Annotated in this window: 23 protein-coding genes; 6 read left to right on the top strand and 17 right to left on the bottom strand. The window is 68.5% G+C overall.

Annotated elements, in window-relative coordinates; translation table 11 throughout:
• Nucleotides 1–21 precede the first annotated feature (21 nt).
• The 3 genes from ACXYX3_RS05930 to ACXYX3_RS05920 form a co-directional block, all read right to left on the bottom strand.
• Nucleotides 22–150: a hypothetical protein gene (locus tag ACXYX3_RS05930; protein WP_255729752.1), complete on the bottom strand. Its 129-nt coding sequence runs from the start codon at nt 148–150 to the stop codon at nt 22–24.
• A gap of 185 nt (nt 151–335) precedes the next feature.
• The gene (locus ACXYX3_RS05925) at nt 336–620 is read right to left on the bottom strand and encodes a DUF3017 domain-containing protein (protein WP_458610632.1); all 285 of its coding nucleotides are present in this window, start codon (nt 618–620) and stop codon (nt 336–338) included.
• Complete coding sequence (locus ACXYX3_RS05920) at nt 617–1,474, bottom strand: bifunctional methylenetetrahydrofolate dehydrogenase/methenyltetrahydrofolate cyclohydrolase (protein WP_241203079.1); 858 nt, start codon at nt 1,472–1,474, stop codon at nt 617–619. Before ACXYX3_RS05920 ends, ACXYX3_RS05925 begins: the two co-directional genes overlap by 4 nt.
• A 28-nt stretch (nt 1,475–1,502) precedes the next feature.
• On the opposite strand from ACXYX3_RS05920, the gene ACXYX3_RS05915 reads away from it, so the two are divergent.
• Entirely contained in the window at nt 1,503–2,711 is a 1,209-nt protein-coding gene (locus tag ACXYX3_RS05915) for an NADH:flavin oxidoreductase (protein WP_241203080.1), read from the top strand.
• Here the strand turns inward: ACXYX3_RS05915 and ACXYX3_RS05910 are convergent.
• A complete protein-coding gene (locus ACXYX3_RS05910) occupies nt 2,695–3,270 on the bottom strand; it encodes a TetR/AcrR family transcriptional regulator (RefSeq protein WP_458610629.1) in 576 nt (191 codons plus the stop codon). The two genes, ACXYX3_RS05915 and ACXYX3_RS05910, sit on opposite strands and share 17 nt — an antisense overlap.
• Nucleotides 3,271–3,556: 286 nt before the next feature.
• On the opposite strand from ACXYX3_RS05910, the gene ACXYX3_RS05905 reads away from it, so the two are divergent.
• Nucleotides 3,557–6,124, top strand: a complete 2,568-nt coding sequence (locus ACXYX3_RS05905; protein WP_458610627.1) for an FHA domain-containing protein — start codon at nt 3,557–3,559, stop codon at nt 6,122–6,124.
• 184 nt (nt 6,125–6,308) lie between these two features.
• Nucleotides 6,309–6,875, top strand: coding sequence for a TetR-like C-terminal domain-containing protein (locus tag ACXYX3_RS05900; RefSeq protein WP_458610625.1), 567 nt, complete (start codon nt 6,309–6,311; stop codon nt 6,873–6,875).
• A 1-nt stretch (nt 6,876) separates the two neighbouring features.
• Here ACXYX3_RS05900 and ACXYX3_RS05895 read toward each other — a convergent pair whose 3' ends face one another.
• From ACXYX3_RS05895 to ACXYX3_RS05865, 7 genes are all read right to left on the bottom strand, one after another.
• A complete protein-coding gene (locus ACXYX3_RS05895; RefSeq protein WP_458610623.1) occupies nt 6,877–8,097 on the bottom strand; it encodes a globin domain-containing protein in 1,221 nt (406 codons plus the stop codon).
• Nucleotides 8,094–8,573 carry an RrF2 family transcriptional regulator gene (locus ACXYX3_RS05890; protein WP_458610621.1) on the bottom strand — a complete coding sequence of 160 codons (480 nt, stop codon included), beginning with the start codon at nt 8,571–8,573 and terminating at the stop codon, nt 8,094–8,096. Before ACXYX3_RS05890 ends, ACXYX3_RS05895 begins: the two co-directional genes overlap by 4 nt.
• Before the next feature lie 102 nt (nt 8,574–8,675).
• Nucleotides 8,676–9,236, bottom strand: a complete 561-nt coding sequence (locus ACXYX3_RS05885) for a pentapeptide repeat-containing protein (protein WP_458610619.1) — start codon at nt 9,234–9,236, stop codon at nt 8,676–8,678.
• A 5-nt stretch (nt 9,237–9,241) separates the two neighbouring features.
• Nucleotides 9,242–9,826, bottom strand: coding sequence for a GTP-binding protein (locus ACXYX3_RS05880; protein ID WP_458610617.1), 585 nt, complete (start codon nt 9,824–9,826; stop codon nt 9,242–9,244).
• Nucleotides 9,807–10,163 carry a DUF742 domain-containing protein gene (locus ACXYX3_RS05875; protein WP_458610615.1) on the bottom strand — a complete coding sequence of 119 codons (357 nt, stop codon included), beginning with the start codon at nt 10,161–10,163 and terminating at the stop codon, nt 9,807–9,809. The genes ACXYX3_RS05880 and ACXYX3_RS05875 overlap by 20 nt, the downstream gene beginning before the upstream one ends.
• 7 nt (nt 10,164–10,170) lie before the next feature.
• Nucleotides 10,171–10,563, bottom strand: coding sequence for a roadblock/LC7 domain-containing protein (locus tag ACXYX3_RS05870; protein ID WP_458610613.1), 393 nt, complete (start codon nt 10,561–10,563; stop codon nt 10,171–10,173).
• A complete protein-coding gene (locus tag ACXYX3_RS05865) occupies nt 10,560–12,887 on the bottom strand; it encodes a HAMP domain-containing sensor histidine kinase (protein ID WP_458610611.1) in 2,328 nt (775 codons plus the stop codon). Before ACXYX3_RS05865 ends, ACXYX3_RS05870 begins: the two co-directional genes overlap by 4 nt.
• Before the next feature lie 243 nt (nt 12,888–13,130).
• Here ACXYX3_RS05865 and ACXYX3_RS05860 point away from each other — a divergent pair, with 243 nt between their 5' ends.
• Together ACXYX3_RS05860 and ACXYX3_RS05855 are read left to right on the top strand one after the other, a co-directional pair.
• Nucleotides 13,131–13,283 carry a hypothetical protein gene (locus ACXYX3_RS05860; protein ID WP_241203089.1) on the top strand — a complete coding sequence of 51 codons (153 nt, stop codon included), beginning with the start codon at nt 13,131–13,133 and terminating at the stop codon, nt 13,281–13,283.
• A 21-nt stretch (nt 13,284–13,304) separates the two neighbouring features.
• A complete protein-coding gene (locus ACXYX3_RS05855) occupies nt 13,305–13,769 on the top strand; it encodes a tRNA (cytidine(34)-2'-O)-methyltransferase (RefSeq protein ID WP_241203090.1) in 465 nt (154 codons plus the stop codon).
• Nucleotide 13,770: 1 nt separating this feature from the next.
• Here ACXYX3_RS05855 and ACXYX3_RS05850 read toward each other — a convergent pair whose 3' ends face one another.
• The 4 genes from ACXYX3_RS05850 to ACXYX3_RS05835 form a co-directional block, all read right to left on the bottom strand.
• Nucleotides 13,771–14,421, bottom strand: coding sequence for a nitroreductase family protein (locus ACXYX3_RS05850; RefSeq protein ID WP_458610608.1), 651 nt, complete (start codon nt 14,419–14,421; stop codon nt 13,771–13,773).
• Nucleotides 14,422–14,632: 211 nt separating this feature from the next.
• Nucleotides 14,633–17,938 carry an error-prone DNA polymerase gene (locus tag ACXYX3_RS05845; protein ID WP_458610606.1) on the bottom strand — a complete coding sequence of 1,102 codons (3,306 nt, stop codon included), beginning with the start codon at nt 17,936–17,938 and terminating at the stop codon, nt 14,633–14,635.
• A 32-nt stretch (nt 17,939–17,970) separates the two neighbouring features.
• Nucleotides 17,971–19,137: a GGDEF domain-containing protein gene (locus ACXYX3_RS05840; RefSeq protein WP_458610604.1), complete on the bottom strand. Its 1,167-nt coding sequence runs from the start codon at nt 19,135–19,137 to the stop codon at nt 17,971–17,973.
• Between the two features lie 128 nt (nt 19,138–19,265).
• Nucleotides 19,266–20,132 carry a MaoC/PaaZ C-terminal domain-containing protein gene (locus tag ACXYX3_RS05835; protein WP_458610602.1) on the bottom strand — a complete coding sequence of 289 codons (867 nt, stop codon included), beginning with the start codon at nt 20,130–20,132 and terminating at the stop codon, nt 19,266–19,268.
• A gap of 89 nt (nt 20,133–20,221) precedes the next feature.
• Between ACXYX3_RS05835 and puuE the strand changes: the two genes are divergently transcribed.
• Nucleotides 20,222–21,133 (top strand): allantoinase PuuE, encoded by a 912-nt coding sequence (puuE, locus tag ACXYX3_RS05830; RefSeq protein ID WP_458610600.1) that lies wholly within the window; start codon nt 20,222–20,224, stop codon nt 21,131–21,133.
• A gap of 1 nt (nt 21,134) precedes the next feature.
• Here the strand turns inward: puuE and ACXYX3_RS05825 are convergent, their stop codons facing one another.
• Nucleotides 21,135–22,691: an NCS1 family nucleobase:cation symporter-1 gene (locus ACXYX3_RS05825; RefSeq protein WP_458610599.1), complete on the bottom strand. Its 1,557-nt coding sequence runs from the start codon at nt 22,689–22,691 to the stop codon at nt 21,135–21,137.
• 53 nt (nt 22,692–22,744) lie between these two features.
• On the bottom strand, nt 22,745–23,467 hold the full coding sequence (locus tag ACXYX3_RS05820; protein ID WP_241203097.1) for a GntR family transcriptional regulator: 723 nt from the start codon (nt 23,465–23,467) through the stop codon (nt 22,745–22,747).
• Between the last annotated feature and the right edge of the window lie 538 nt (nt 23,468–24,005).

The following is a 24,005-nucleotide window of genomic DNA, read 5'->3' as shown; positions in this document are numbered from 1 at the left end:
TGCCGGTAACGAAACATCTGTTCACCGGTTGGGCAGCGCGTCGCCGAAACCCCACGTGGCCTGCATCGTCGGGCGGGCACGCGGCGTCTGAGCCGGCTGCGGGAACCGCGCCGCCGGCCCGCCTGCGCTGCCGATCGGGACCACCGTCATCCCATCGTGCGGTGGCGCGCCGCCCCCGACATGAACCGGGCGTGCTCGAGCATCCTGGTCGGCACGGGATGGCCGGACAGTGCGCGCACGGGTGCCGACGCCGTCGCGCGCGTCCGCAGCCGAGACAGTCCGGCGAGGCGGTCGGCCGTCGCAGATGGACCCGCCGGCTCAGCAAAGACCGGCGCTCAGCTGGTGCCTAGCGGGTCGATCGTCCACGCGATGTAGAGCATCGCCGCGCTGACCGCGGCGGTGGTGGCGACGTCGACCGTGCGGCTGCGCACCGCGAGCAGCCCTACGCGGTCCTCGGGCAGGGTCAACCGCAACGCCGAGGCCATCCCCACGGCGATCGCCATCACGAGCGCGCCCCGGCGCCAGTAACCCATCGCCACCAGCACGAACGCCGCCAACAGGGACAGCCCCACGGCCAAGATCGGCCACTGTCCGGTGAACAGCCTGCGGGTTGCCCTCACGACGCGGCGGCAGCCTCGGCGCGCTCGACGACGTTGGTGAGTAGGAACGCCCGCGTGAGCGGCCCGACGCCACCGGGATTGGGCGACACGTGCCCGGCCACATCCCAGACACCGGGATGCACGTCGCCGACGAGCTTGCCGGCCTCGTCGCGGCTGACCCCGACGTCGACGACCGCGGCGCCGGGCCGCACCATCTCCGCGGTCACCATGTGCGGCACCCCGGCGGCGGCGACGATGATGTCGGCTTCGCGGGTGATCTGCGGCAGGTGGCGGGTCGCGGTGTGGCACAGCGTCACCGTCGCGTTCTCCGAACGCCGGGTGAGAAGCAAGCCGAGCGGACGTCCGACCGTGACACCGCGGCCGATCACGACGACGTGCGCGCCGGCGATCTCCACCTCGTAGCGCCGCAGCAGGTGCACGATGCCCCGCGGCGTGCAGGGCAGCGCGGCGGGTTCGTTGAGCACGAGCTTGCCGAGACTCATCGGGTGCAGCCCGTCGGCGTCCTTGTCGGGGTCGATCCGCTCCAGCGCCGCGTTCTCGTCGAGATGCCGCGGCAGCGGCAGCTGCACGATGTACCCGGTGCACTCGGGGTTGGCGTTGAGCTCGTCGAGCGTGGCGATCAGGTCGGCCTGGCTGATGTCGGCGGGCAGGTCCCGGCGGATCGACGTGATGCCCACCTTCGCGCAGTCGGCGTGCTTGCCCCGCACGTAGGCCTGCGATCCGGGGTCGTCCCCGACGAGAACGGTACCCAGGCCCGGGGTGTGACCGGCCTCCACGAGCCGCGCCACGCGCGCCGTGAGGTCGACGAAGATCTCGTCGCGCGTGGCCTTACCGTCCAAAGTGATCGCACCCACGGCGATCATTGTGACAGGCTCTCTAGACATGACAACTGTCCCCGATGTGTTCACTCCAGCCGCGCTGGGTCCCATCACGTTGCGCAACCGCGTGATCAAGGCAGCGACGTTCGAGGCCGCGACGCCGAACGCTCTGGTCACCGAGGACCTGATCACCTACCACCGACTGCCCGCCGCCGGCGGGGTCGGCATGACCACCGTCGCCTACCTGGCGGTCGCCCCGGGCGGACGCACCGAGGGCAACCAGATCTACTGGCGGCCCGACGCTATGGCCGGACTGCGCAAGCTCACCGATGCCGTGCACGCCGAAGGTGCGAAGATCAGCGCGCAGATCGGCCACGCCGGCCCGGTGGCGAACTCGAAGTCGAACGGGACGACGGCCTACGCCCCGGTGCGCTTCTTCAATCCGCTGTCGATGCGCTTCGCGAAGCGGGCGACCCGGGACGACATCACCGACATCACCGAGGCGCACGCCCAGGCGGCGCGGATGGCCATCGACGCGGGCTTCGACGCCGTCGAAGTGCATCTGGGCCACAACTACTTCGCCAGCTCGTTCCTGTCACCGCTGATCAACCGGCGCGACGACGAGTTCGGCGGCTCGCTGGCCAACCGTGCCAAGGTGGCCCGCGGCACCGTGCTCGCCGTCCGCCGTGCCGTCGAGAAGGCGGGCACGCCGATCGCGGTGACCGCCAAGCTGAACATGAGCGACGGTGTTCGGGGCGGGATCTCGACCGAGGAGGCGCTGCAGACCGCGAAGTGGCTCGAGGAGGACGGCGGGCTGGACGCCATCGAGCTCACCGCAGGCAGCTCCCTGGTCAACCCGATGTACCTGTTCCGCGGCGAGGCACCCGTCAAGCAGTTCGCGGGCGCCTTCAAGCCACCTCTGCGGTGGGGCATCCGGATGACGGGCAACAAGTTCTTCCGCGAATATCCCTACCGCGAGGCGTATCTGTTGCGCGACGCCCGGCTGTTCCGTGCCGAGCTCTCGATGCCGCTGATCCTGCTGGGCGGCATCACCAACCGCGAGACCATGGACCTGGCGATGGCCGAGGGCTTCGACTTCGTCGCGATGGGGCGGGCCCTGCTCGCCGAGCCGGATCTGATCAACCGGATCCGGGCCGACGGCACCGCCGTCAGATCACTGTGCACGCACTGCAACCAGTGCATGGCGACGATCTACCGCCACACGCACTGCGTCGTGACCGGTTCGCCGTCGCCGGTCAGTTCGGGGCGGTGAGCGCTCGCGCGCAGTCCTCGACGATCGCTTCGGCAGCCGCGGGAATCGCCTGACGCGCACCCAGGTGACGCCGCACGATCGCGTACGGCACGTCGATCACCGCCGCGCTGACCCGCGCGGTGTCCCCGGGGATCTCGCCGAGCACCTTCTTGAGCCTGCGCTGCAAGCGTTTCCGGCGCCCGACGAGATGGTCGGGCCAGTCCTCGAGCCCGAGTTGAGCGGGGCCCGTCAGCAGCACGTGCGCCTCGATCGGATGAGCTCGGCACCAGCCGAGCACGCCGAGCGCACCGGCCACGCCGCGGTGCGCCGGATCCCCGTCGCTGCCACTGTCACCGTCGAGCACCTCGGACAGCGCATCCAGGAGTCGCTCCTCGGTGCGCACCCACAGTTCCCCGCACAGCGCGGCGCGCGTCGGGAACCTGTGGTAGACCGAGCCACTCGGCGCGCCGGTGCTGCGCGCGACCGCCGACATGGTGACCGCACCGGGACCGTCGGAGGCCAACAGGTCCGCCGCTGCGTCGAGGAGGACGTCGACGGTGTATCGGGCGGGCCGCGGCATTGCTCCACCCTAAAGTAGAGGTTTACCTCTAAAATGCGATGCTCGCGTACGACGGATTCCCGATGATCCCGCATGACGATACTGACCCTGCGCTATTCCCGGCAGCCGCAGTGCATTTCATGCTGCCCGAGATGGGCGTGTCGCCACAGCGGCAGGGAACGGCGAGATCACGGGCAGGACACAGAACGCCCACATCTCTCCCACAGAGTCGCAGGCGGACCGGCGATGAGCGGGGCCTACCGATAGAGTTGCGCGCGATGTCTACTGTCGCCGCCGGAGCGGTTCTGTGACCCGATCCGCACCCCCTGCGCTGACGGTGCGCTACGACGGGTCCACCCGCACCTTCGCCGCCGGCAACGACGTCGTCGTCGGCCGGGACCTGCGCGCCGACGTGCGGATCGCCCACCCGTTGATCTCCCGTGCGCACCTCGTTTTGCGTTTCGACCAGGGCCGCTGGCTCGCGATCGACAACGGCTCGCTCAACGGGATGTTCGTCAACAGCCGCCGGGTGCCGGTCGTCGACATCACCGACGGTGCCCAGCTGCACATCGGCAATCCCGACGGCCCGTTGCTGACGTTCGAGGTGGGCAGGCACCAGGGCTCGGCGGGCACGACACCCACCACCGCGGTCCCGGTGCCGAGCCGCCCGAGCGGTCAGTGGCCGAGCCAGCCGGTCAGCCATCCGGGCGCCCCCACGCGGCCGCCCGCCGCGCGCTCCTACCCCACCGGTGGACCGCGCACCGGCTACCCGCCGCCGCCGTCGCGCCCGGTCCAGCAGCCACCGATCTCGTCGCCGGCGATGGAGTCGACGGCCACCGTGATGGGACCCGCCGCTGCCCCCCGCTCGAGCGGCGACGGCAACCTCGCGACCAGCATGCTCAAGATCCTGCGGCCCGGCCGTGCGCCGGAGGTGCCGCCGGGCTCGGTGAAAATCGGCCGCGCCAGCGACAACGACATCGTCATCCCCGACGTACTGGCCTCCCGGCACCACGCCACCCTGGTCGCGACGCCGGCCGGCACCGAGATCCGCGACAACCGCAGCATCAACGGCACGTTCGTCAACGGCTCACGGGTCGAGACGCAGCTGCTGGCCGACGGCGACACCGTCACGATCGGCAACGTCGACCTGGTCTTCCGGGACGGCACGCTGGTCCGGCGCACCGAGACGGCGGCCGCGACGGCGACCGGCGGTCTGGACGTGCACGGGGTGACGTGGACGATCGAGAACAACAAGACGCTGCTCGACAACATCTCGATCTCCGCCCGGCCGGGCACTCTGACCGCGGTGATCGGCCCGTCGGGTGCGGGCAAGTCCACCTTCGCCCGTCTGGTGGCGGGCTACACCCACCCGACGACGGGGCAGGTGTCGTTCGAAGGGCATGACGTCCACGCCGAGTACGCCTCGCTGCGCTCCCGGATCGGGATGGTGCCGCAGGACGACGTCGTGCACGGCCAGCTGACCGTGCGGCAGGCCCTGATGTACGCCGCGGAACTGCGGCTGCCGCCCGACACCACGAAGGCCGACCGGGAACAGGTCGTCAACGAGGTGCTCGAGGAACTCGAAATGACCAAGCACCTCGACACCCGCGTCGACAAACTCTCCGGCGGCCAGCGCAAACGTGCCTCGGTGGCGCTGGAACTGCTGACCGGCCCGTCACTGCTGATCCTCGACGAACCGACATCGGGTCTGGACCCTGCGCTGGACCGGCAGGTGATGACGATGCTGCGCCAACTCGCCGACGCGGGACGCGTCGTGCTGGTCGTCACCCACTCCCTGACCTATCTCGACGTCTGCGATCAGGTACTGCTGCTGGCGCCCGGCGGCAAGACCGCGTTCTACGGACCGCCCAGCCAGATCGGACCCTCGATGGGGACCACCAACTGGGCCGACATCTTCTCCGCCGTCGCCGGCGATCCGGATGCAGCTGCTCAGCGCTATCTCGACCAGCACGGTCCCCCACCGCCGCAGCCGCCGGCACTGACACCGTCGGAGCTCGGCAACCCGACGCGCACCAGCTTGCGCAGGCAGCTGTCCACGATCGCGCGACGGCAGATCCGACTGGTGGTCTCGGACCGCGGTTACTTCGCGTTCCTGATGTTGTTGCCGTTCATCATGGGTGTGCTGTCCCTGTCGGTGCCCGGCGATGTGGGGTTCGGCGTGCCGGTGACGGCGGTGCAGGGCGGGGAAGCCCCCAACGAACCCGGCCAGATCCTGGTGATGCTCAATGTCGGTGCGATCTTCATGGGGACCGCGCTGACGATCCGTGCGCTCATCGGAGAACGTGCGATCTTCCGGCGCGAGCAGGCGGTGGGACTGTCGACGTCGGCGTATCTGCTGGCCAAGATGGTGGTGTTCACCGCGTTCGCGATCGTACAGTCGGCGATCGTGACAGCGATCGCGATCATCGGTAAGGGCTGGGGGCCCGGTGCCGTCGACTCCGGTGCGGTGATCGGGAATCGCAGCCTCGAACTGTTCGTCGACATCGCGCTCACCACGGTCGCCGCGGCCATGGTCGGCCTCGCCCTGTCGGCGCTGGCGCGCTCGGCCGAACAGATCATGCCGCTGCTGGTGGTCGCGATCATGAGCCAGCTGGTGTTCTCCGGCGGCATGATCCCGGTGACCGACCGGATCGTGCTCGACCAGATGTCGTGGGCCACCCCGGCGCGGTGGGGTTTCGCCGCGTCGGCATCGACGATCGACCTGATCCGGCTGGTGCCCGGACCGCTGACTCCGCAGGACGATCACTGGAAACACACCTCCGGCGCCTGGCTGTTCGACGTGGGGATGCTCGTGGCGATCAGCGTGGTGTACGTCGGGTTCGTGAGGTGGAAGATCCGGCTGAAGGCCGCGTGACGACGAGCGCAGCGAGGAGTCGCGCCATCAGACACCGCGTGACGACGAGCGCAGCGAGGAGTCGCGCCATCAGACACCGCGTGACGACGAGCGCAGCGAGGAGTCGCGACGACGAATTCTCTGCACGGAGGGCCCTTGCACACGCAATAGGATGAGCGGGGTTCTGCAAGGGGGGATTCATCACGTGAGCGACAGCGATGCGGCGTTGCGTGCCGTGGCACTGGATGCGGCATTGGCGGAGTTGCAGCAGTGGGGTGTGGACCGCTTCAGCATCGAGGGCGTCGCCCAACGATCCGAACTCGACGCCGATCTGATCCGCCGCTCATGGCACCGCCCGCAGGATCTGATCGTCGACGCACTGCTGAGCTCCACGTCGGTCACGATCGGCACACCGGACACCGGCAGCCTCGCCGGCGATCTGGGTGCGCTCGCGGAATCGGTGAGCGCCTACCTGAACGATCCCGTCGGCCGCCGCATCGCGCGGATGCTCGTCATCGACAGCAAGTCCCACACCGTGGACGACGAGGCCAGGCTGCTGCTGTGGCGCCGGCACCTCCAGATGATGGAAACCATCGTCGAGCGCGCCACCCAGCGCGGCGAATTCCGTCCCGAGGTTCGGCCCATCACCGTGCTGCAACTGCTCGTTTCGCCGCTGCAGACCTGCGCGCTGTACACCAGCGCGCGGGTCGAACACGACTATTGCCGCGCGGTCGCCGATCTGGTGACGCGCGCGGTCAGCACCGCGGGCTGACTCAGCCGAGAAGCCAGTCGTTGGGCGCGAACAGCTCGCAGTGCACCCGGGACAGGTCGACACCCTGGGCCACCAACTGAGCCCGCACCGCTTGGACGAATCCACTGTTGCCACAGAGATACACCTCGGCGTCGGTGGGAATGTCGACGCCGTCGAGGGTGAGCAGGCCCCGGCGCGCGCCGGCCGCGTCATCGATCGGGCCGTCCTCGTACCACGTGTGCAGTGTGGCGTTCGGCAGAGCCGTCACGAGCTGATTCTGCCGCTCGCGCAACGGGTGTGCCCACTCGCTGCAGTCGGCGTGCAGCGCGCGCACGACGGTGTGCGGGGCAGTGCGGGCGAGGTGGGCCAGGAGGCCGATCATCGGGGTGACGCCGATACCGGCCGAGATCAGCAGTAGCGGGTCGCGGCCGCTCGGGGCGGGCAGGTCGCCGAACGGGATCGTCACGTCGAGCAGGTCACCGACCCTCACATGCTCCGCGATCCAGGTGGACACCTCGCCCGCGGGTCGACCCTCGGCCGCGTCGACCGGTTTCACCGCGAAAGTCAGCTGTGTCGCGTCCGCGTCGACCAGGCTGTACTGGCGCAGCTGGCGCGCCCCGTCGGGCAGCGTCACCCCGACCGAGACATACTGGGCCGCAGCTCGTTCCGCTCGGAATCGGCCGGGCGGTTGCACGCTGATCAGCACAGCGCCCGACGGGTCGTCCTCCCGCGACAGCACGCGTGTCCGCCGGTAGACATCGCCGTCGGCCACCCCCGCATCGCGGTACAGGCCGCGTTCCAGCTCGATCAGCGTGTCGGCCATGATCCAGAACACCCGGTCCCACGCGTCGGCGACATCAGCGGTCACGGTGTCGGCGCCGAGCACGTCGACGATCGCGGCGAACAAGTGCTCGTGCACGATCGGATACTGGTCCGCGGTCACCCCTAGGGAGGCGTGCTTGTGTCCGATCCGGGACAGCAACTCGACCGGATGCGGCAACGCGGGGTCGACGAGATGGCTGGCGAAGGTGGCGATGGACGCCGCCAGTGCGCGTTGCTGGGCGCCCTGGGCCTGGTTGCCCCGATTGAACAGATTGCGCAACAGGTCGGGGTGCGCACTGAACATCCGGCGGTAGAACTCCCGGGTGATCTCGTCGATGTGAGCACCGATCAGCGGGAGTGTCGCGGAGACGAGGTGTGCGTGCGCGGGTTGCAGCGCGACCGGTGCGGCAGTGAGGGTCATCGGGGGTTCCTTTCGGCGGTGGTGTCTTCTCGGACGATCGGGATGCGCTGCGGGGAGCCCAGCAGCACAGGCATGGTGGTGCGGGCCAGGTCCGCAACGGTGTGGCGATCGAGTTCGGCGTAGAACGCTTCCTTGGCGTCGGCGAGGGCACGGCGCAGACGACATGCCGGAATCAGCGGACACGGGTTGTCGCCGCCGCACTCGATCACCTCGCGGTCGCCTTCGAGAGCTCGCACGAGGCCGCCGATCGAGGCCGTGCGACCCTGCTCGGTCAGCGTCAGGCCGCCGACCCGGCCGCGGCGGGCAGTCACCATGCCCAGCTCGGACAGTCGGGAGACGGCCTTGGCGATGTGATGCTCGGAAGCGTTGGCGCCGGCGGCGATGGTTTTGGTGGTCACCCGCCGCCCGTCGGCTTCGCCGGCCGCGAGCAGCATCAGGGCCCGCAGTCCGAGATCGGTGAACCGGGTGAGCTGCATGCCTGTGACGCTATTAATTGCGCAGCGGGAATGCGACTTTTCGAGCTATGCGGTCAAACACCTCGCGACGTGCAGTTTTTCTACCTGCGACTTCAGCTGCATCTACGGCGATGAGCCACCATGGATGTCGAGGCCGTGCGCGGCAGCGAAGGCGAGTGCCTGCTCGATGTCGATCTTGGCGCCGCGCAGCGTAGCCGTCGTCCAGAACGTCGGGTCGGCGCGCGCCCCTCGCAGATCCGCGTCGTCGAGGCGAGCGCCCTGAACCCGGGCTCCGGTCAGGTCTGCACGCGCCAGCACCGCCTCGCGCAGATCGGTGCCGACGAGGCTGACCTCACGGAGGCGGCACTCCGACAGATCGACCTTGCGTAGATCCGCTCCCCCGAGGACGGCGAGCGTGAAATCACACTCGACGATCGTCACCGGCCGCAGCCGGCATTCGACGAACGTCGAGCCGAGGAAGCTGCAGTGCCGAAACGCACTGTGCCACAACGAGGTACGCCGGAAGGTGCAGTTCCGAAAGGCGCTGCCGACATGCTCGGATTCCGACAGATCGACGCCGGAGAAGTCGCAGGCGTCGAAAACCACCCGCTCCGTGCGTAACCGGCTCAGATCCTCGTCGCGGAAATCGGCGTCGGTGAACTCGCGGTCGGTCTGATCGTCCATCGCGCTCAGCCGGCCGGGGTCAACCGGCTCAGGGCGTACTCGGCGACCGCGATCAGCGCCGATTTCGTCGATTCGCGATCCCGCGCGTCGACGGTGATCAGAGGGACGTGATCGGGCAGGGCCAACGCGGTCCGCACCGCGGTCAGTGAATGACGCGGCGCACCGTCGAACTCGTTGACCGCCACCAGGAACGGTAGATCGCGGGCCTCGAAGAAGTCGACCGCGGCGAAGCTCTCCTCCAGACGACGGACATCGACGAGGATGATCGCCCCGATGGCGCCCTGGATCAAGTCGTCCCACATGAACCAGAACCGGCGCTGTCCGGGTGTGCCGAACAGGTACAGCACCAGATCGTCGCCGAGGGTGATGCGGCCGAAATCCATCGCCACCGTCGTCGTGGTCTTGTCGGGCAATCCGGCGAGTTCGTCGACACCCTGCGAGGCGTCGGTCAACAGAGCCTCGGTGCGCAGCGGCACGATCTCCGACACCGCGCCGACGAATGTGGTCTTGCCCGCGCCGAAGCCACCGGACACGACGATCTTCGTCGAGGCGGCCCTGGCATGCCCTGGCCTAAAGCGCTCGGAGGCCACGCAGCGTCCTTCCGATCAGGTCCCGCCGCTCGTCGGTGGTCGTCGTCGCGGACAGGGTGTCGTGCACCGTCACATAACCCTGCACCACCAGATCACCGACCACGACCCGCGCCACGCCGAGAGGCAGCCCCAAGTGCGCAGCGATCTCAGCGACCGACAACCTGGCCGGACACACCGCCATGATCTGCGCCCGCACATCGGCACTCGGCCAGTTCCCTGGCGGCGGCGTCGGCGCGGGCCCGACCGGGGCCTCCCACGGCAGATCGACGCCCGCGTCTGTGCGCCCTGCGGTCAGCGTGTACGGGCGGACGAGGCGGGGTCCCGGCTCTTCGGTCACCGGAGTCTCACGAGCGAAGGGGGTCACGTGGTGGCGAGGCGATCGCCGCGCCTACCCGTTCGACGAGAACGGCCATCTCGTAACCGATCTGACCGATGTCGGCACCGCGCGCGGCCAGCGTGGCCAGATTGGAGCCGTCGCCCACCCGCATCAGCAGCAGGTAGCCGTTCTCCATCTCGACCACCGACTGCAGCACGTACCCGCCGTCGAACAGCTGCGCGGCGCCGGCCGACAGGCTGGCCAACCCGGAGGCGACGGCAGCCATCTGATCGGCCCGCTCCGCGGGCATGTGCTCGCTGGCCGCCGTCAGCAGGCCGTCCGCCGAAACGAGGATCGCGTGCGACACCCCCGGTGTCTCCCGCGCGAACCGCGACACCAGCCAATCGAGCGACTCGCTCACCTGCTGTCCTCTCGATCCTCGCGGGCGTGCCGCCGCCCGGCCGCCACTCCGCCGAAGTGGCTGGCCATGCCGGCACGCACCGCGTCGGGATCGCGGACCAGGGGGGCACCGCCCGCCGCGTCGGTGTGCTGCGCGGCGCCGGGGACCAGCCGGGCACCGGGACGGCGGATGGGCAGACCCTCGGGGGTGCGTTCCTGCACGGGTGCAGCCTGGGCGGCGGCCGCGGCCGACCAGCCGTGATCCCAGACGGTCTGCCAGTTCAGGTCGGTGCTGTGGGACAGCTCGTGCGGGTCGACGAGCCACTCGGAGAGCATCGTCTGATAGATCGCGTCGTCGTCGGAGTCGTCCCTGGCATGCCGCGCGCGGGTGTGGCCGTTCTGCGCGGGGGCGACGACGGGCCGGGGTGCCGGCGCCGGTGGTGGAGCCGGGGGTGCCGGGGGTGCTGCTTGCGGCGGGGCCGGGGGTGGTGCCGGCGGTGCTGCCAGCAGCTCGGCCGGCACGTAGACCCCGGCGGTGGTGCCCGACGACGGCCGACCCGCGACGGTGTTGCGCAGCCGCACGACCAGACCGTGCTGGCCGGCCAGCCGGCCCGCCACGAACAACCCCATGTGGCGGGCGGTGTACGGGTTGACCTCACCGCCGGACTGCAATCTGCTGTTGGCGACCCGCAGATCGGATTCGCTCATCCCCAGGCCCGCGTCGGCGACCTCGAGCACCAGGCCGCCGTTGCCGGTACGGGCGGCCGAGACCTGCACCGGAGCCGTCGGCGGGGAGTACCGCAGCGCGTTGTCGAGGAGCTCGGCCAGCAGGTGCACCAGGTCACCTGCCACCGCGCCGGTCACCGCGCTGTCCGGAAGGCCCTCGGCGCTGATCCGGTGATAGTCCTCGACCTCGGACGCGGCGGCGTGGACGATCGCCACGACGGCGACGGGCTCGGCGTCCTCGCGGGGGATGCGGGCCCCGGCCAGCACCATCAGGTTCGCCCCGTTGCGGCGCATCCGCGACGCGAGATGATCGAGGCGGAACAGGCTCTGCAGCCGGTCGGCGTCCTGTTCGTCGTTCTCCAGCTGGTCGATCACGGCGAGCTGCTGGTCCACCAGCGTTCGGTTGCGCCGCGACAGCGTCTCGAACATGTCGGTCACCTGCATCTGCAGCCGCGCCTGCTCGGCCGCGAGCGCCACCGCCTGCTCGTGCAGTTCGTCGACGGCGTGGGCGACCTGGCCGATCTCCTCGGACGTGGGCACCGAGAGCGGCGCGACCGTGGGCGTCTTGCCGTCGATGCGGGCCTGCTCGACCTCCCGGGCCAAGTCCTCGTGCGCCACCTTCAAAGCGCTGTCGCGCAGGGTGCGCAGCGGCCGGACCAGGCTGCGCGCCACGAGGGTGACCAACAGAAGTGCGATCAGCAGCACCGCGCCGACGACCGCGGCGTCGCGGATCGCGGCGGTCCGAGCGGCCGCGGCCTGGTCGGAGACGGTCGCCGGGATCGACCGGGACGTATCGGTGATGATCCCGTCGGCGATGTCGCGGGTGACGCGCTGCGACGCCAGGAGGTCAGGGTTGTTCGGCAGCACCACGGCCGGGTCGGAGAGCAGCGACATCCGCTTGACCATCTCCGACCGCAGCGCCGCCGCGGCGTCGGTGGAGCCACCGAGGAAGGCGCCCATCGCCGAAACCGTCGACGGCTCGGTACCGGCCAGCGTGATCATCGACGAGCGCAATTCCGGCTCGGGCAAATCTGCTCCACGGTCGACGAGCACCTGCTGCATCGTCATCTGGCCGCGGGCACCGACCGCTCTCGCAAGCGCCTCGCCGGCGGTGCGGACCGTCTCGTCGTCTCCGGCCACCAAGCCGGTGATCGCGGTCTCTGCGGTGATCAGCAGCGGGGCGTACGTCATGACCCGGCTGCGCAGATCGTTGCCGCCCGACGTGCTCTTGCCGACGAGATCGCGCCCGAAATCGAGCAGCGTGTTCGTCGCCAGGCGCACCGCGTCGTCGACGTCGGTCGAGCTCAGTCGACGCTGCAGGTCGGCGGCCCGGGACTCGAACGCGGAGACGCTCGCGGGCACGTCACCACCGTCCGTCGCGCTCACCAGCACCGCTTCCACAGCGGCCAGGTACTGCGCGACGGCGGGCACCATCTCCGCCCGGGCAGCTGCGAGCCGCAACGTCTGAGCGGCCGAGGTCGCGGCGTGGATGCGCAGCCCGCCGAACACACCGGCCAGCAGCAGCGGCACCAACACGATGGCCACGACCTTGACGCGGACCGGCCAGTTGGACAGCGCCCACCGCGGCGGCCGCTTGATCGAGGATCGAGCGTGATTCATGAAGCATCCTGGCTGATGGCGCCCTCGTCGGGCGGGCGTGAAGCGCCTGGCGAATGCGCTGAGTATGCCAGCCCGGTCATCGGGTCGCCAGAGTTCGACGCACAGGTGCAGAACCAGCAAAGACGGTGGCTCCGAGTCTGTTGTGGGCGTTGCGATTTCGTTTCAGACCCGTTGCGTGTCAGAGGGTGAAGTGCCGCTGATCTGCAGGCACAATCGATGGTGACCCCTTTTGGAGGAGTAGCAATGACCCACAATGGCGTGGAGATGGCACTACTCGCCGATGCGTCCGAGATCGGCGATTCACCCCTGATGCGAGCGATGAGCAGCGAGATGGTCGACACCGACACTCTCGCCGGCCTGATCTCGATCGCGAGCTACGAGACCTGTCTGGACTGACACCCGTTTACCCTGCCAAGGGTGTTTCGGGTGATGTTCTACTCGCCGCGTATCGCGCCCAATACCGGCAACGCGATTCGCATGGTCGCGGGCAGCGGGTGTGAACTGCATCTGGTCGAGCCGCTGGGCTTCGACCTGTCCGAGCCCAAGCTCCGTCGCGCGGGGCTCGACTACCACGATCTGGCGTCGGTGACCGTGCACGCCGATCTGGAGTCGGCGTGGTCGGCCGTCATGCCGGCGCGGGTCTTCGCTTTCACCGCCCATGCCGACGCGTCGTTCGCCGACATCGCCTATCAACCCGGCGACGTGCTGCTGTTCGGGCCGGAGCCGACCGGGCTGGACGCCGAGACGTTGGCCGACCCGCACGTCACCGCCCGGGTGCGCATCCCGATGCTGTCCGGGCGGCGGTCATTGAACCTGTCGAACGCCGCCGCCGTCGCCGTCTACGAGGCGTGGCGTCAGCACGACTTCGCCGGGAGCGTCTGATTCACCACGTGTCCCAGTGCGTGAGCCGCTCGGCAGGCAGCCGCTTGGCCTTCTTGAAGTCAGTGCCCTTGGTGTAGGCGATCGGGAAGAGCCCGGCCTGGCTGTAGGAGTCGAACGGGATGCCCAGCAGCTCGGCGGCCTGACGCTCCCCGTCGCCGATAAGATGCAGCGTGGTCCAGGCTGAGCCGAGTCCTCGCGAACGCAGCGCCAGCATGAAGCTCCACACCGCGGGCAGCAGCGATCCCCAGTAGCCCGCGCTGGCACCCGAGACGGTGTCGCGCGGCTTGCCCTCCAGGCACGGGATCAACAGGACCGGGGCCTTCTCGAGGTTCTCGTTGAGGTAGCTCGCGGAGTCCATCACCTTCGGCGCCCGCTCGTCACGCTCGTCGCCGTAGGTGGGCTTCTCGGCGTTCAGGTACGGCGTGGCGTTGGTCCGATAGATCTCGGCCAGCGCGAGCTTCTTGTCGGGGTCGGTCACGAAGACCCATTGCCACCCCTGGCTGTTGCTGCCCGTCGGCGCCTGCAGGGCGATGTCGAGGCATTCCATCAGCACCTCGCGGGGCACGGGCTTGTCGAAATCGAGGCGCTTGCGCACCGAGCGGGTCGTGGTCAGTACGTCGTCGGCGGAGAGATTGAGCGTCTCGGATGTCATGTGCCGAGGGTACCTTCGCCGTTCTTCTGGCGAGCGTGCGTGTCTGCGGGCGACCCGCCGGGTGAGTGCGCGAGTCCACGCACGCTCGACAGACGAAAACTGTTCCAAGGCAGCATGTTGCCCGTGGCGTTCGAACCGGCGAGCGTGCGCAGATTCCGCGCGGGACCCGGTGTGGTGGCCGCAGACACGCACGCTCGCGGGGAACCGGGAGTCAGCGGAAATCGCGGGATTTCGACGCCACCCGCAGACTCAGCGGGCCCATCCGATCGGCCACCACCGTCACCGCGCCGGTGGCGTTCTGCACGATGCCGCGCACCACCAGCGCCGCCGCGGTCTGGGCCAACCGGCGGTGCCGCGCCCACACCGCGGGCATGCACAGCACGTTGACCATCCCGGTCTCGTCCTCGAGGTTGACAAACGTCACCCCCTGCGCCGTCGCCGGCCGCTGCCGATGAGTCACCGCACCGGCGACCAGTACGCGGGTGCCGTCGGGCACCGACAGCAGCTGGTCGGCCGGCACGACTCCCATCGCAGCCAGATCCTCGCGTAGGAACTCGGTCGGATACCGGTCGGGCGACACCCCGGTCGCCCACACGTCGGCGACGGTCAGCTCCAGCTCCGTCATGCCGGGCAGCGACGGGACATGGGACGACGACCCCACCCCGGGCAACCGGTCGGGACGCTCGGCCGCGGCCGCACCGGCTGCCCACAGCCCCTCCCGCCGGGTGATCCCGAAACAGCCCAGAGCGCCGGCGGTGGCCAGCGCCTCGGTCTGCGGCACACTCAGCTGCACGCGCCCGGTCAGATCGAGCAGTGAGGTGAACGGGCCGCGGGCCCGCTCTTCGACCAGCCGCTGCGCCAGGTCGTCACCGATGTGCCGGACGCTGCCGAGCCCGAGCCGCACCTCGGTGCCCGCGTTCTCCAGCGTGGCGTGGGCGAGGCTGGCGTTGACGTCCGGGCCGTGCACCGCCACGCCGTGGCGACGGGCATCGGCGACCAGTGACTGCGGCGAGTAGAACCCCATCGGCTGAGCACGCAGCAGCGCGGCGCAGAACGCCGCCGGATGGTGCAGCTTGAACCACGACGAGTAGAACACCAGTGAAGCGAAACTCAGCGAATGGCTCTCGGGGAAACCGAAATTCGCGAACGCCTCGAGCTTCTCGTAGATCCGCTGCGCCACGTCCCCGGTGATGCCGTGCAGCTCGGCCATCCCGTCGAAGAACCGACCCCGCAGCCGCCGCATCTTCTCGGTCGAGCGTTTCGAGCCCATGGCGCGGCGCAGCTGATCGGCCTCGGCGGCCGAGAACCCCGCGCAGTCCACGGCCAGCTGCATGAGCTGCTCCTGGAACAGCGGCACTCCCAAGGTCTTTCGCAGGGCCGACTCCATCGACGGGTGGTCGTAGGTGACCTCTTCTTCACCGTTGCGCCGCTTGATGTACGGGTGCACCGACCCGCCCTGGATCGGGCCGGGCCGGATCAGCGCCACCTCGACCACCAGGTCGTAGAACACCCGCGGTTTCAACCGGGGCAGAGTGGCCATCTGGGCGCGCGATTCCACCTGGAACACCCCGACGGAGTCGGCGCGCTGCAGCATCTCGTAGACCGCGGCCTCGGACAGATCCAGCGTCGCCAGGTCCACGTCGATGCCCTTGTGTTCGCTGACCAGGTCGATGCAGTAGTGCAGCGCCGAGAGCATGCCGAGCCCCAGCATGTCGAACTTGACCAGACCGATGGCCGCGCAGTCGTCTTTGTCCCACTGCAGGACGCTGCGGTTCTCCATGCGGGCCCACTCCACCGGACACACATCGGCGATGGGCCGATCACAGATCACCATGCCGCCGGAGTGAATCCCCATGTGCCGCGGCAGATTCGAGATCTGCTGCGCCAGGTCGATGACCTGCTCGGGGATACCCTCCACATGGGTGACATCCGCCAGGTTGCCCCACTGGCTGAGCTGCTTGCTCCACGCATCCTGTTGCCCCTGGGAGAAGCCGAGCGCACGAGCCATGTCACGGACGGCACTGCGCCCGCGGTAAGTGATCACGTTGGCGACCTGCGCGGCGTATTCGCGGCCATAGCGCCGGTAGACGTACTGGATGGCCTCTTCGCGCAGATCGGACTCGATGTCGATGTCGATGTCGGGTGGCCCGTCGCGGGCCGGTGAGAGGAAGCGTTCGAAGAGCAGATCATTCGCCACCGGATCGACATTGGTGACCTTCAACGCGTAGCAGACCGCCGAATTGGCCGCCGACCCGCGCCCCTGGGAGAGGATGTCGTTCTCCCGGCAGAACCGGGTGATGTCGTGGACCACGAGGAAGTACCCCGGGAAGTTCAACTGTTCGATGATCCGCAGTTCGTGCTCGATCTGGGCATAGGCGCGCGGCGAGCGCTCCGGCGGGCCATAGCGCTCCCGCGCCCCCTGCATCACCAGATGCCGCAGCCAGCTGTTCTCGGTGTGGCCGGCCGGCACATCGAAGGGCGGCAACTGTGGTGCGATGAGCGCCAGGCCGAACGCACACTGCTCACCGAGTTCGGCTGCGGCACTGACCACTTCGGGGCAGTGAGCGAACACCCGTGCCATCTCCTCCCCCGAGCGCAGATGGGCACCACCCAGCGGAGCCAGATACCCCGCGGCTTCGTCCATCGAGTGCCGGGCCCGGATCGCCCCCATCGCCATCGCGAGCCTGCCCCGCCCCGGCTCGGCGAAATGTGCGCCGGTGGTGGCGACGACACCGACACCGAAGCGCGGCGCCAGCGCGGCCAGGGCGGCGTTGCGTTCGTCGTCGTGGGGATGCCCGTGGTGGGTGAGTTCGACGGTGACCCGGTCACGGCCGAACCGGTCGACCAGATCGGCGAGCGCGGCGGCCGCGGCGTCCGGGCCGCCGGCGGCCAGCGCTCGGCGCACATGTCCTTTTCGGCAGCCGGTGAGGATCTGCCAGTGCCCGCCCGCGGCGTCGGTCAGCGCGTCGTAGTCATAGCGCAGCACGCCCTTCTCCCCGCCTGCCAGGTGTGCGGCGGCCAGCTCGCGGGACAACCGCCGGTATCCCTCCGGCCCTCGCGCCAGCACCAGCAGGTGCGGCCCCGGCGGATCGGGATCGTCGGTCCGGCTCCCTCCCCCGAGGGACAATTCGGCGCCGAAGACAGTTGCCATGTCGAGTTCCCTCGCCGCCTCGGCAAATCGGACCACGCCGTAGAGCCCGTCGTGGTCGGTCAGCCCGATGGCCCGCAGACCCAGCCGGGCGGCCTCCTCCACGAGTTCTTCGGGCGTGCTCGCGCCGTCGAGGAAGCTGTAGGCGGAGTGGGTGTGCAGTTCGGCATACGGTGTCGACGAGTGCGGGGCCGAGCGCGGACGGGCGGGCGCGTCCGGTGGCTGGTACTCCCCCCGTTTACGCGACCAGGCGGGGCTGTCACCGCCGTCGCCGACCTGCTGGTCGATGGGCCAGCCGGCGCGGCGCGGCTTGCTGGTGAGGACGCGCTCCATCTCGCCCCAGCCCGGCGGACCGTTGTGCCAACCCACCCGACCAGCTTATCGAACACCCGTTCGAGATGTCAGGCGATCCTGCCGTTGCCGGGATGCGGCTCGTCACCGTTGTCGTCCGGCTCTTCGTCCAATGTCGGTCGCAGCACGTACCGGACCTGGTTGCCGCCGGCCATCCTGGCCTGCTCGATCGCCTGGTTGGCGATCGCGATCAGCTTGTCCAGCACGTCGTCGGGAGGCTCGGCCGCGAGCGGCGGCAACGGCGTACAGACCACCCCGATGCTGGCCGTGAGCCGCTGCGGCGTCGCGGCGATCGCGCCGCGGACCCGCTCGACCAGTGGAGAGGCGTCGGCGGTGGTGAATGTGTCGGCGATGAGGAAGTCGTGGTCGGAGACATGCGCGACGCTCGCGTTGTGCCGGACGGTCTCGCGCAGTGCCTGTCCGACCGCCACCCGCGCCCGGATGCCCCCACTGGCCCCACTCAAGCCGAGTAGCAGCGAGAAGCTGTCGATGTTCACCGCGACGACCACCAGATACCGGTCGTCGCTGCGGCTACGCGACGCGAGCAGCGTCGCCACCGCCTGATAGAACGCATCCCGGTGCAGCAATCCGGTCAGCTGCTCGATGTCGCCGTGGTGGGCGTCGGGCTGGATCAGCACGAGCATCGCCCGGCAGGCGAACGCGACGAACACGTTGAGCAACACGATGATCCCGGCCGCGCACACGGCCAGCGCCGGATCGCTCGCGCCCACGTGGATGATCAGTACACCGAGCGTCACCGCCCCCACCGACCAGACCATTGCCAGCAGGCGCGGCGTGTGGAAGCTCACCACGAACGCCGTCAGCACCGCGTAGTTGGCCGCCCCGGTCAGCCCGACCACCGGATTGGCCTGGATGAGGACTGACACCCCGATGGCCACCGACGCCACCAGCACGCACAGCAGCGACTGCGCACGCGAGGGCCAGTGCGCCCGCAGCCACAGCATCGACAGCGCGAAACAGCTGACCGCGATGACCACGGTGGCGATCTCACCGGCCGACGTCTGAGGGCCCGCTGGGCTGGCGAGAAGTCCGAGGGGCAGGATGCCGAGAGAGGCGATGCAGAGGGCGATCAGCCGGCATGTGGCGGTCTGCATGCCCCGGGCGGCGAGGATCGCAGTAAACCAGTAGAAGTGATCGGCACCCCACAGCGCAGCGCCGATTCCACCGAGCCGAGAAACACGCAAACGGTCAACCATGTCCGTCCCCGTATCGAGCCCCGATGCGGCTCAGGTCACAACCCCCACCCACAGGCGAAGATTACCAGCGCAGCAAATAGTTGCCCACAGAAATGACCGGGAAAAGTGTCACACCGTGTCAGACTGTGTCAGTCCAGGAACTCCGCGTCCCCGTCCTCGAGCACCAGCCGGGCGTTCGAACCGTCCGGTCCGGCCGCCTCGGTGCGGAAAACCGCGCGGCCCCCACCAGAGCGCCAGATCGACGTCGACAGCGTGTCGCCGGGGAACACCGGTGAGGTGAACCGCGCCGAGATCGCCGTGACGCGGGTGGCGTCACCGGCCCCCAGTTCGGCGACGAGCGCGCGTCCGGCAACCCCATAGGTGCACAGTCCGTGCAGGATCGGTTTCGGGAAACCGGCCAATTCAGCAAACCACGGATCGCTGTGTAGCGGGTTGCGGTCACCGGAGAGCCGATACAGCAGCGCCTGGTCCTCCCGGGTCGGCAGAACGACCGTGGCATCGGGCGCGCGATCCGGGATCTCCGGCGCGGCGGGCCGCGTTCCGGGCTGACCGCCGAAGCCGCCCGCACCGCGGATCACCAGCGTCGTCAACGTCTCCGCGACCGCGTCGCCGGTCTCCGGATCGCTGCCGGTGGCCTTGAGCATGACGATGGCATTCTTGCCCTCACCCTTGTCCTGGATGTCGGCGACCTCGTTGACCACACTGAGCTCGCCGGCGGCCGGCAGCGGCGCGAACAGGCGGACGCTCTGGGAGCCGTGCAGCAGCTTGGAGAAGTCGAACGATCCGATGACCCCGGCCGCGGCGAACGGGGAACATGCGATGACCGCGTAGGTGGGCAGCACCTGCTGCGCGATGTCGTGGCTGTTCTCGGTGGTGAACGCGAGGTCCCCGGTACCCGCCCCGACTCCGAGCGCGTAGAGCAGCGTGTCGCGGTCCTTCCACCGGAAGGTCTGCGGCGGGGTGGTGACGCCAACGGCGTTCGGATCGATGGGCATGAGTCATTGCCTATGCCATCGTGGTGCGCCTTGGCAAGGCCTTCCGTCTTCGGCGCGCCGGAGAGAGCGTCTTCTGTGACGATGATCCGATGGCCCAGAGCTATCCCCGTGACATGGTCGGTTACGGCCGCACCCCACCCGACCCGCAGTGGCCGGGCGGTGCCGCGATCGCTGTGCAGTTCATTCTCAATTACGAGGAAGGCGCCGAGAATTCGGTGCTCGACGACGATCCGGCCTCGGAGACGTTCCTGTCGGAGATGACGCCTGCCGAAGCGTTCGGTGACCGGCACATGAGCATGGAGTCGCTCTACGAGTACGGCTCGCGCGCCGGGCTGTGGCGGCTGCTCGACGTGTTCTCGCGCCGCGACATCCCGTTGACGATCTTCGCCGTCGCCCGCGCCCTCCAACGCAACCCGGACGCCGTGACCGCGTTCACCGAACTGGGCCACGAGATCGCCTGCCACGGCCTGAGATGGATCTCCTACCAGAACATTCCCGAAGACGTCGAACGCCGGCACATGGCCGAGGCCGTTCAGATCCTGCAAGAGCTGACCGGAGCGCCACCGCGAGGGTGGTACACCGGACGCGACTCGCCCCGCACCCGTGCGCTCGTCGTGGAGCACGGCGGCTTCACCTACGATTCCGACTCCTACGCCGACGATCTGCCCTACTGGGTCCGCGTGCACGACACCGACCATCTCGTGGTGCCCTACACGCTGGACACCAATGACATGCGATTCGCCTCTCCCGCAGGTTTTTCCAACGGCGAGGAATTCTTTGCCCATCTGCGGGACGCCTTCGACGTGCTCTACGCCGAGGGTCTCGCCGGGCGGCCCAAGATGCTGTCGGTCGGACTACACTGCCGGCTGGCCGGCAGGCCCGCCCGCAGCCGGGCCGTCGAGCGCTTCCTCGACCACGTGCAGTCCCACGATCACGTGTGGCTGGCGCGGCGCATCGAGATCGCCGAGCACTGGCGCGAGGTGCACCCGCCGCGGCGGTAGATCACCCGATCGGTGCGACGGCGAACCGCGCCGTCCGGGTGGCCAGCACGTAGTACAGCGCGAAGCCGATACCGCAGCCGATGAACCAGCTGTACTGCGCGGCGGTGTACATCCCTACCACCGATCCGCCCAGCAGGACCGGGATCACGGCGGCCACCGCGGCGACCGCGGTGGCGATCACTGCCGCAGGGTTGTATCCCTTCGTGTAGTAGTAGGTTCCGTTCTCATCCAGAGTGAACATGTCGTCGATCACGACGCGCTGTTTGTGCACCAGGTAGTAGTGCGCGATCAGCACACCGAACAGTGGGCCGATGAACGCGCCGAGCGTCTCGAGCGTGTAGTGGATGACCTCGGGATTGTTGTACAGATTCCACGGCGTGATCAGGACCGATCCCACCGCGGCGATCATGCCGCCGGCGCGCCAGCTGATCCGCTGCGGGCTGACGTTGGAGAAGTCGAACGCCGGGGAGATGAAGTTGGCGACGATGTTGATGCCAATGGTCGCGATGGTGAATGTCAACGCGCCCAACACGATCGCGAAGGTCGAGTCGATGCGGGCGACGGTGGCGACGGGATCGGTGATCAGTTCGCCGAACACCGGGACGGTCAGCGACGCGGTGACGACCACCAGCAGCGAGAACAGCAGGAAGTTGACGGGCAGGCCGAGGAAGTTGCCGCGTTTGACCGCGGCGAAAGACTTGCCGTAGCGGGAGAAGTCGCCGAAGTTGAGCATCGGTCCGGAGAAATAGGAGACGACCAGGGCGATGGCGCCGAGCATGACCGGCACCGAATCGAGGCCCGTGTAGGTGACGTCACCGAGGTTGAGGTCGATCGCGCCCCAGCCCGCCTTGTAGATCAGGTAGCCGCACAGCAGGAACATGACGACGTACACGGCGGGGCCGCAGAAGTCGATGAACCGCCGGATCGCCTCCATGCCCCGCCAGAACACGCAGGCTTGCAGCACCCAGAGCAGGATGAAGCTGCCCCAGCCCAGCAGCGGCAACCCGAGGAACCCGTGCGTGTCGACGTCCGCGTACGGGGCGAGGCCCGGAAACAGTTTCAGCAGAACCACATCCAGGGCCGCCGAGGCCAGATACGTCTGGATGCCGTACCAGGCCACCGCGATCAGCCCGCGGATGATCGCCGGGATGTTGGCGCCCAGCACACCGAACACGCTGCGGCAGATCACCGGATACGGCACCCCGGTGGCCTGGCTCGGCTTGGCCACCATGTTGCAGAACACGTTGACGATCACGATGCCGATCAGCAGCGCGACGAGCACCTGCCAGCTGGCCAGCCCGAGCGCGAACAGACTGCCCGCGGTGACGTATCCGCCGACGCTGTGCACATCGGACATCCAGAACGCGAAGATGTTGTAGGACGACCAGGTCTGCTTGCCCAGCGGCGCCAGATCCTCGTTCGTCAACCGGGGGTCGTAACCGGGCTTGATGACGCCACCCCCGACGGGGTGACCCGATGCTTCGACGACGTCACCTGCGCCGACGACCGTGCCGGGCGGGAGATCCTTGACGGTCTGCGAAGAGTCGATATCGGTCATGGCCGGACGGTAACCAGGATGTGTTGCGGCGGTGTTTCCGCCGAAACACCCCGCTATTGCGGGGAAGATATATCCGCTGCGAGCAGGCCGGTGCCGGCGGGAAGCGTGGCGATCAGGGCGTTCAGGCGTTGGGAGTGCGTCTCGGACGCGGTGAGCAGTTCCTCCACGTCGCCGGCGAGGAACGCGCGCACCATCTGGCAGTGGTCGGCGTGCAGATCGGCTCGGTCTGCTGCCCGCACGTGCACCATCGACTGCACCGGTTCGGTGACGTTCCAGGCGGATTCGAGCATGTGCAGCAGTCGGTACATCCGCGACGGCCGGGCGAGCGCGAGGTGGAACTCGCGGCTGCGTCTGTGGTAGGCCGCCGGGTCGTCGGCGCGCAGCGCGTCGTGCAGGACGTCGTTGGCGGCGGTGACCGCGGCGCGATCGGCGTCGGTGGCGTTGGCGATCGCCGCCGCCAGCGACGCCGACTCCAATGTCTCTCGGACGATGTACATTTCGCGCAGTTCCTGGCGGGTCAGCTGCGCGACCGCATATCCGGCGTTACTGCGGTGCGACACCAACCCCTCACCGATCAGGGTCTTGAGTGCTTCGCGTACCGGGATCTGGCTCACGCCGAAAAGGTCGGCGACCTCGGCGAGCGGAATGGGGCTTCCCGGCGGCACCGCGCAGTAGAGGATGACGCGGCGCAGCTCGTCGAGGATCGCGTGCTGGGGCCGGCCGGGCTTCTCGACGACGAGTTTGTCGAGCAGGGCGGACCGTCGACGGGACGGCATCACCGAACACTAGGGGGTCGATGTTTCGGCCGTGCTAACCGGGAAACGGGTGTTGATTGTACGTTCTAAGATCCGCTGTCATAGGGCTGAGTGAACGACCTGCGGTGACTTAGCTTTGTCTCACGCCATGGCACAAAGAACCTGTCTAATTTTCGTGTCATATCCTCGAGCGCATCTCAAGTAAGCGATGACCCGCAGTTTCGCGTCCGTCCCAGGGCCACACGGAGCGCTCGTTATTTCGTCACGCGATGTAGTGTGTCGCTCGTACGATGGCGTGTCGTAGAGACAGGCACCAATGGCCGATGGTGCCCAAAGCGCTGGTCGTCGGGACTGAGCGAATATTGGGCGTTGCTCTCTATTGGCTTTCGCCAATTGCTGCCGAACCGTGTTATCCAAGACCCGCATTCATCGGGCTGTCATGGATATTCGCCATGACCTATGACTACGTGACGCGTCTTGCATCCGATACTTGCGACGGCGCATTTCACAATGGCGGAGGCGTAACGCGAATATCGGTTACACCGGGCGCGCCGCCTGT

The organism is Mycobacterium sp. Panama NTM2, assembly GCF_054355555.1.
This window is presented reverse-complemented; position numbering and strand designations above follow the sequence as displayed.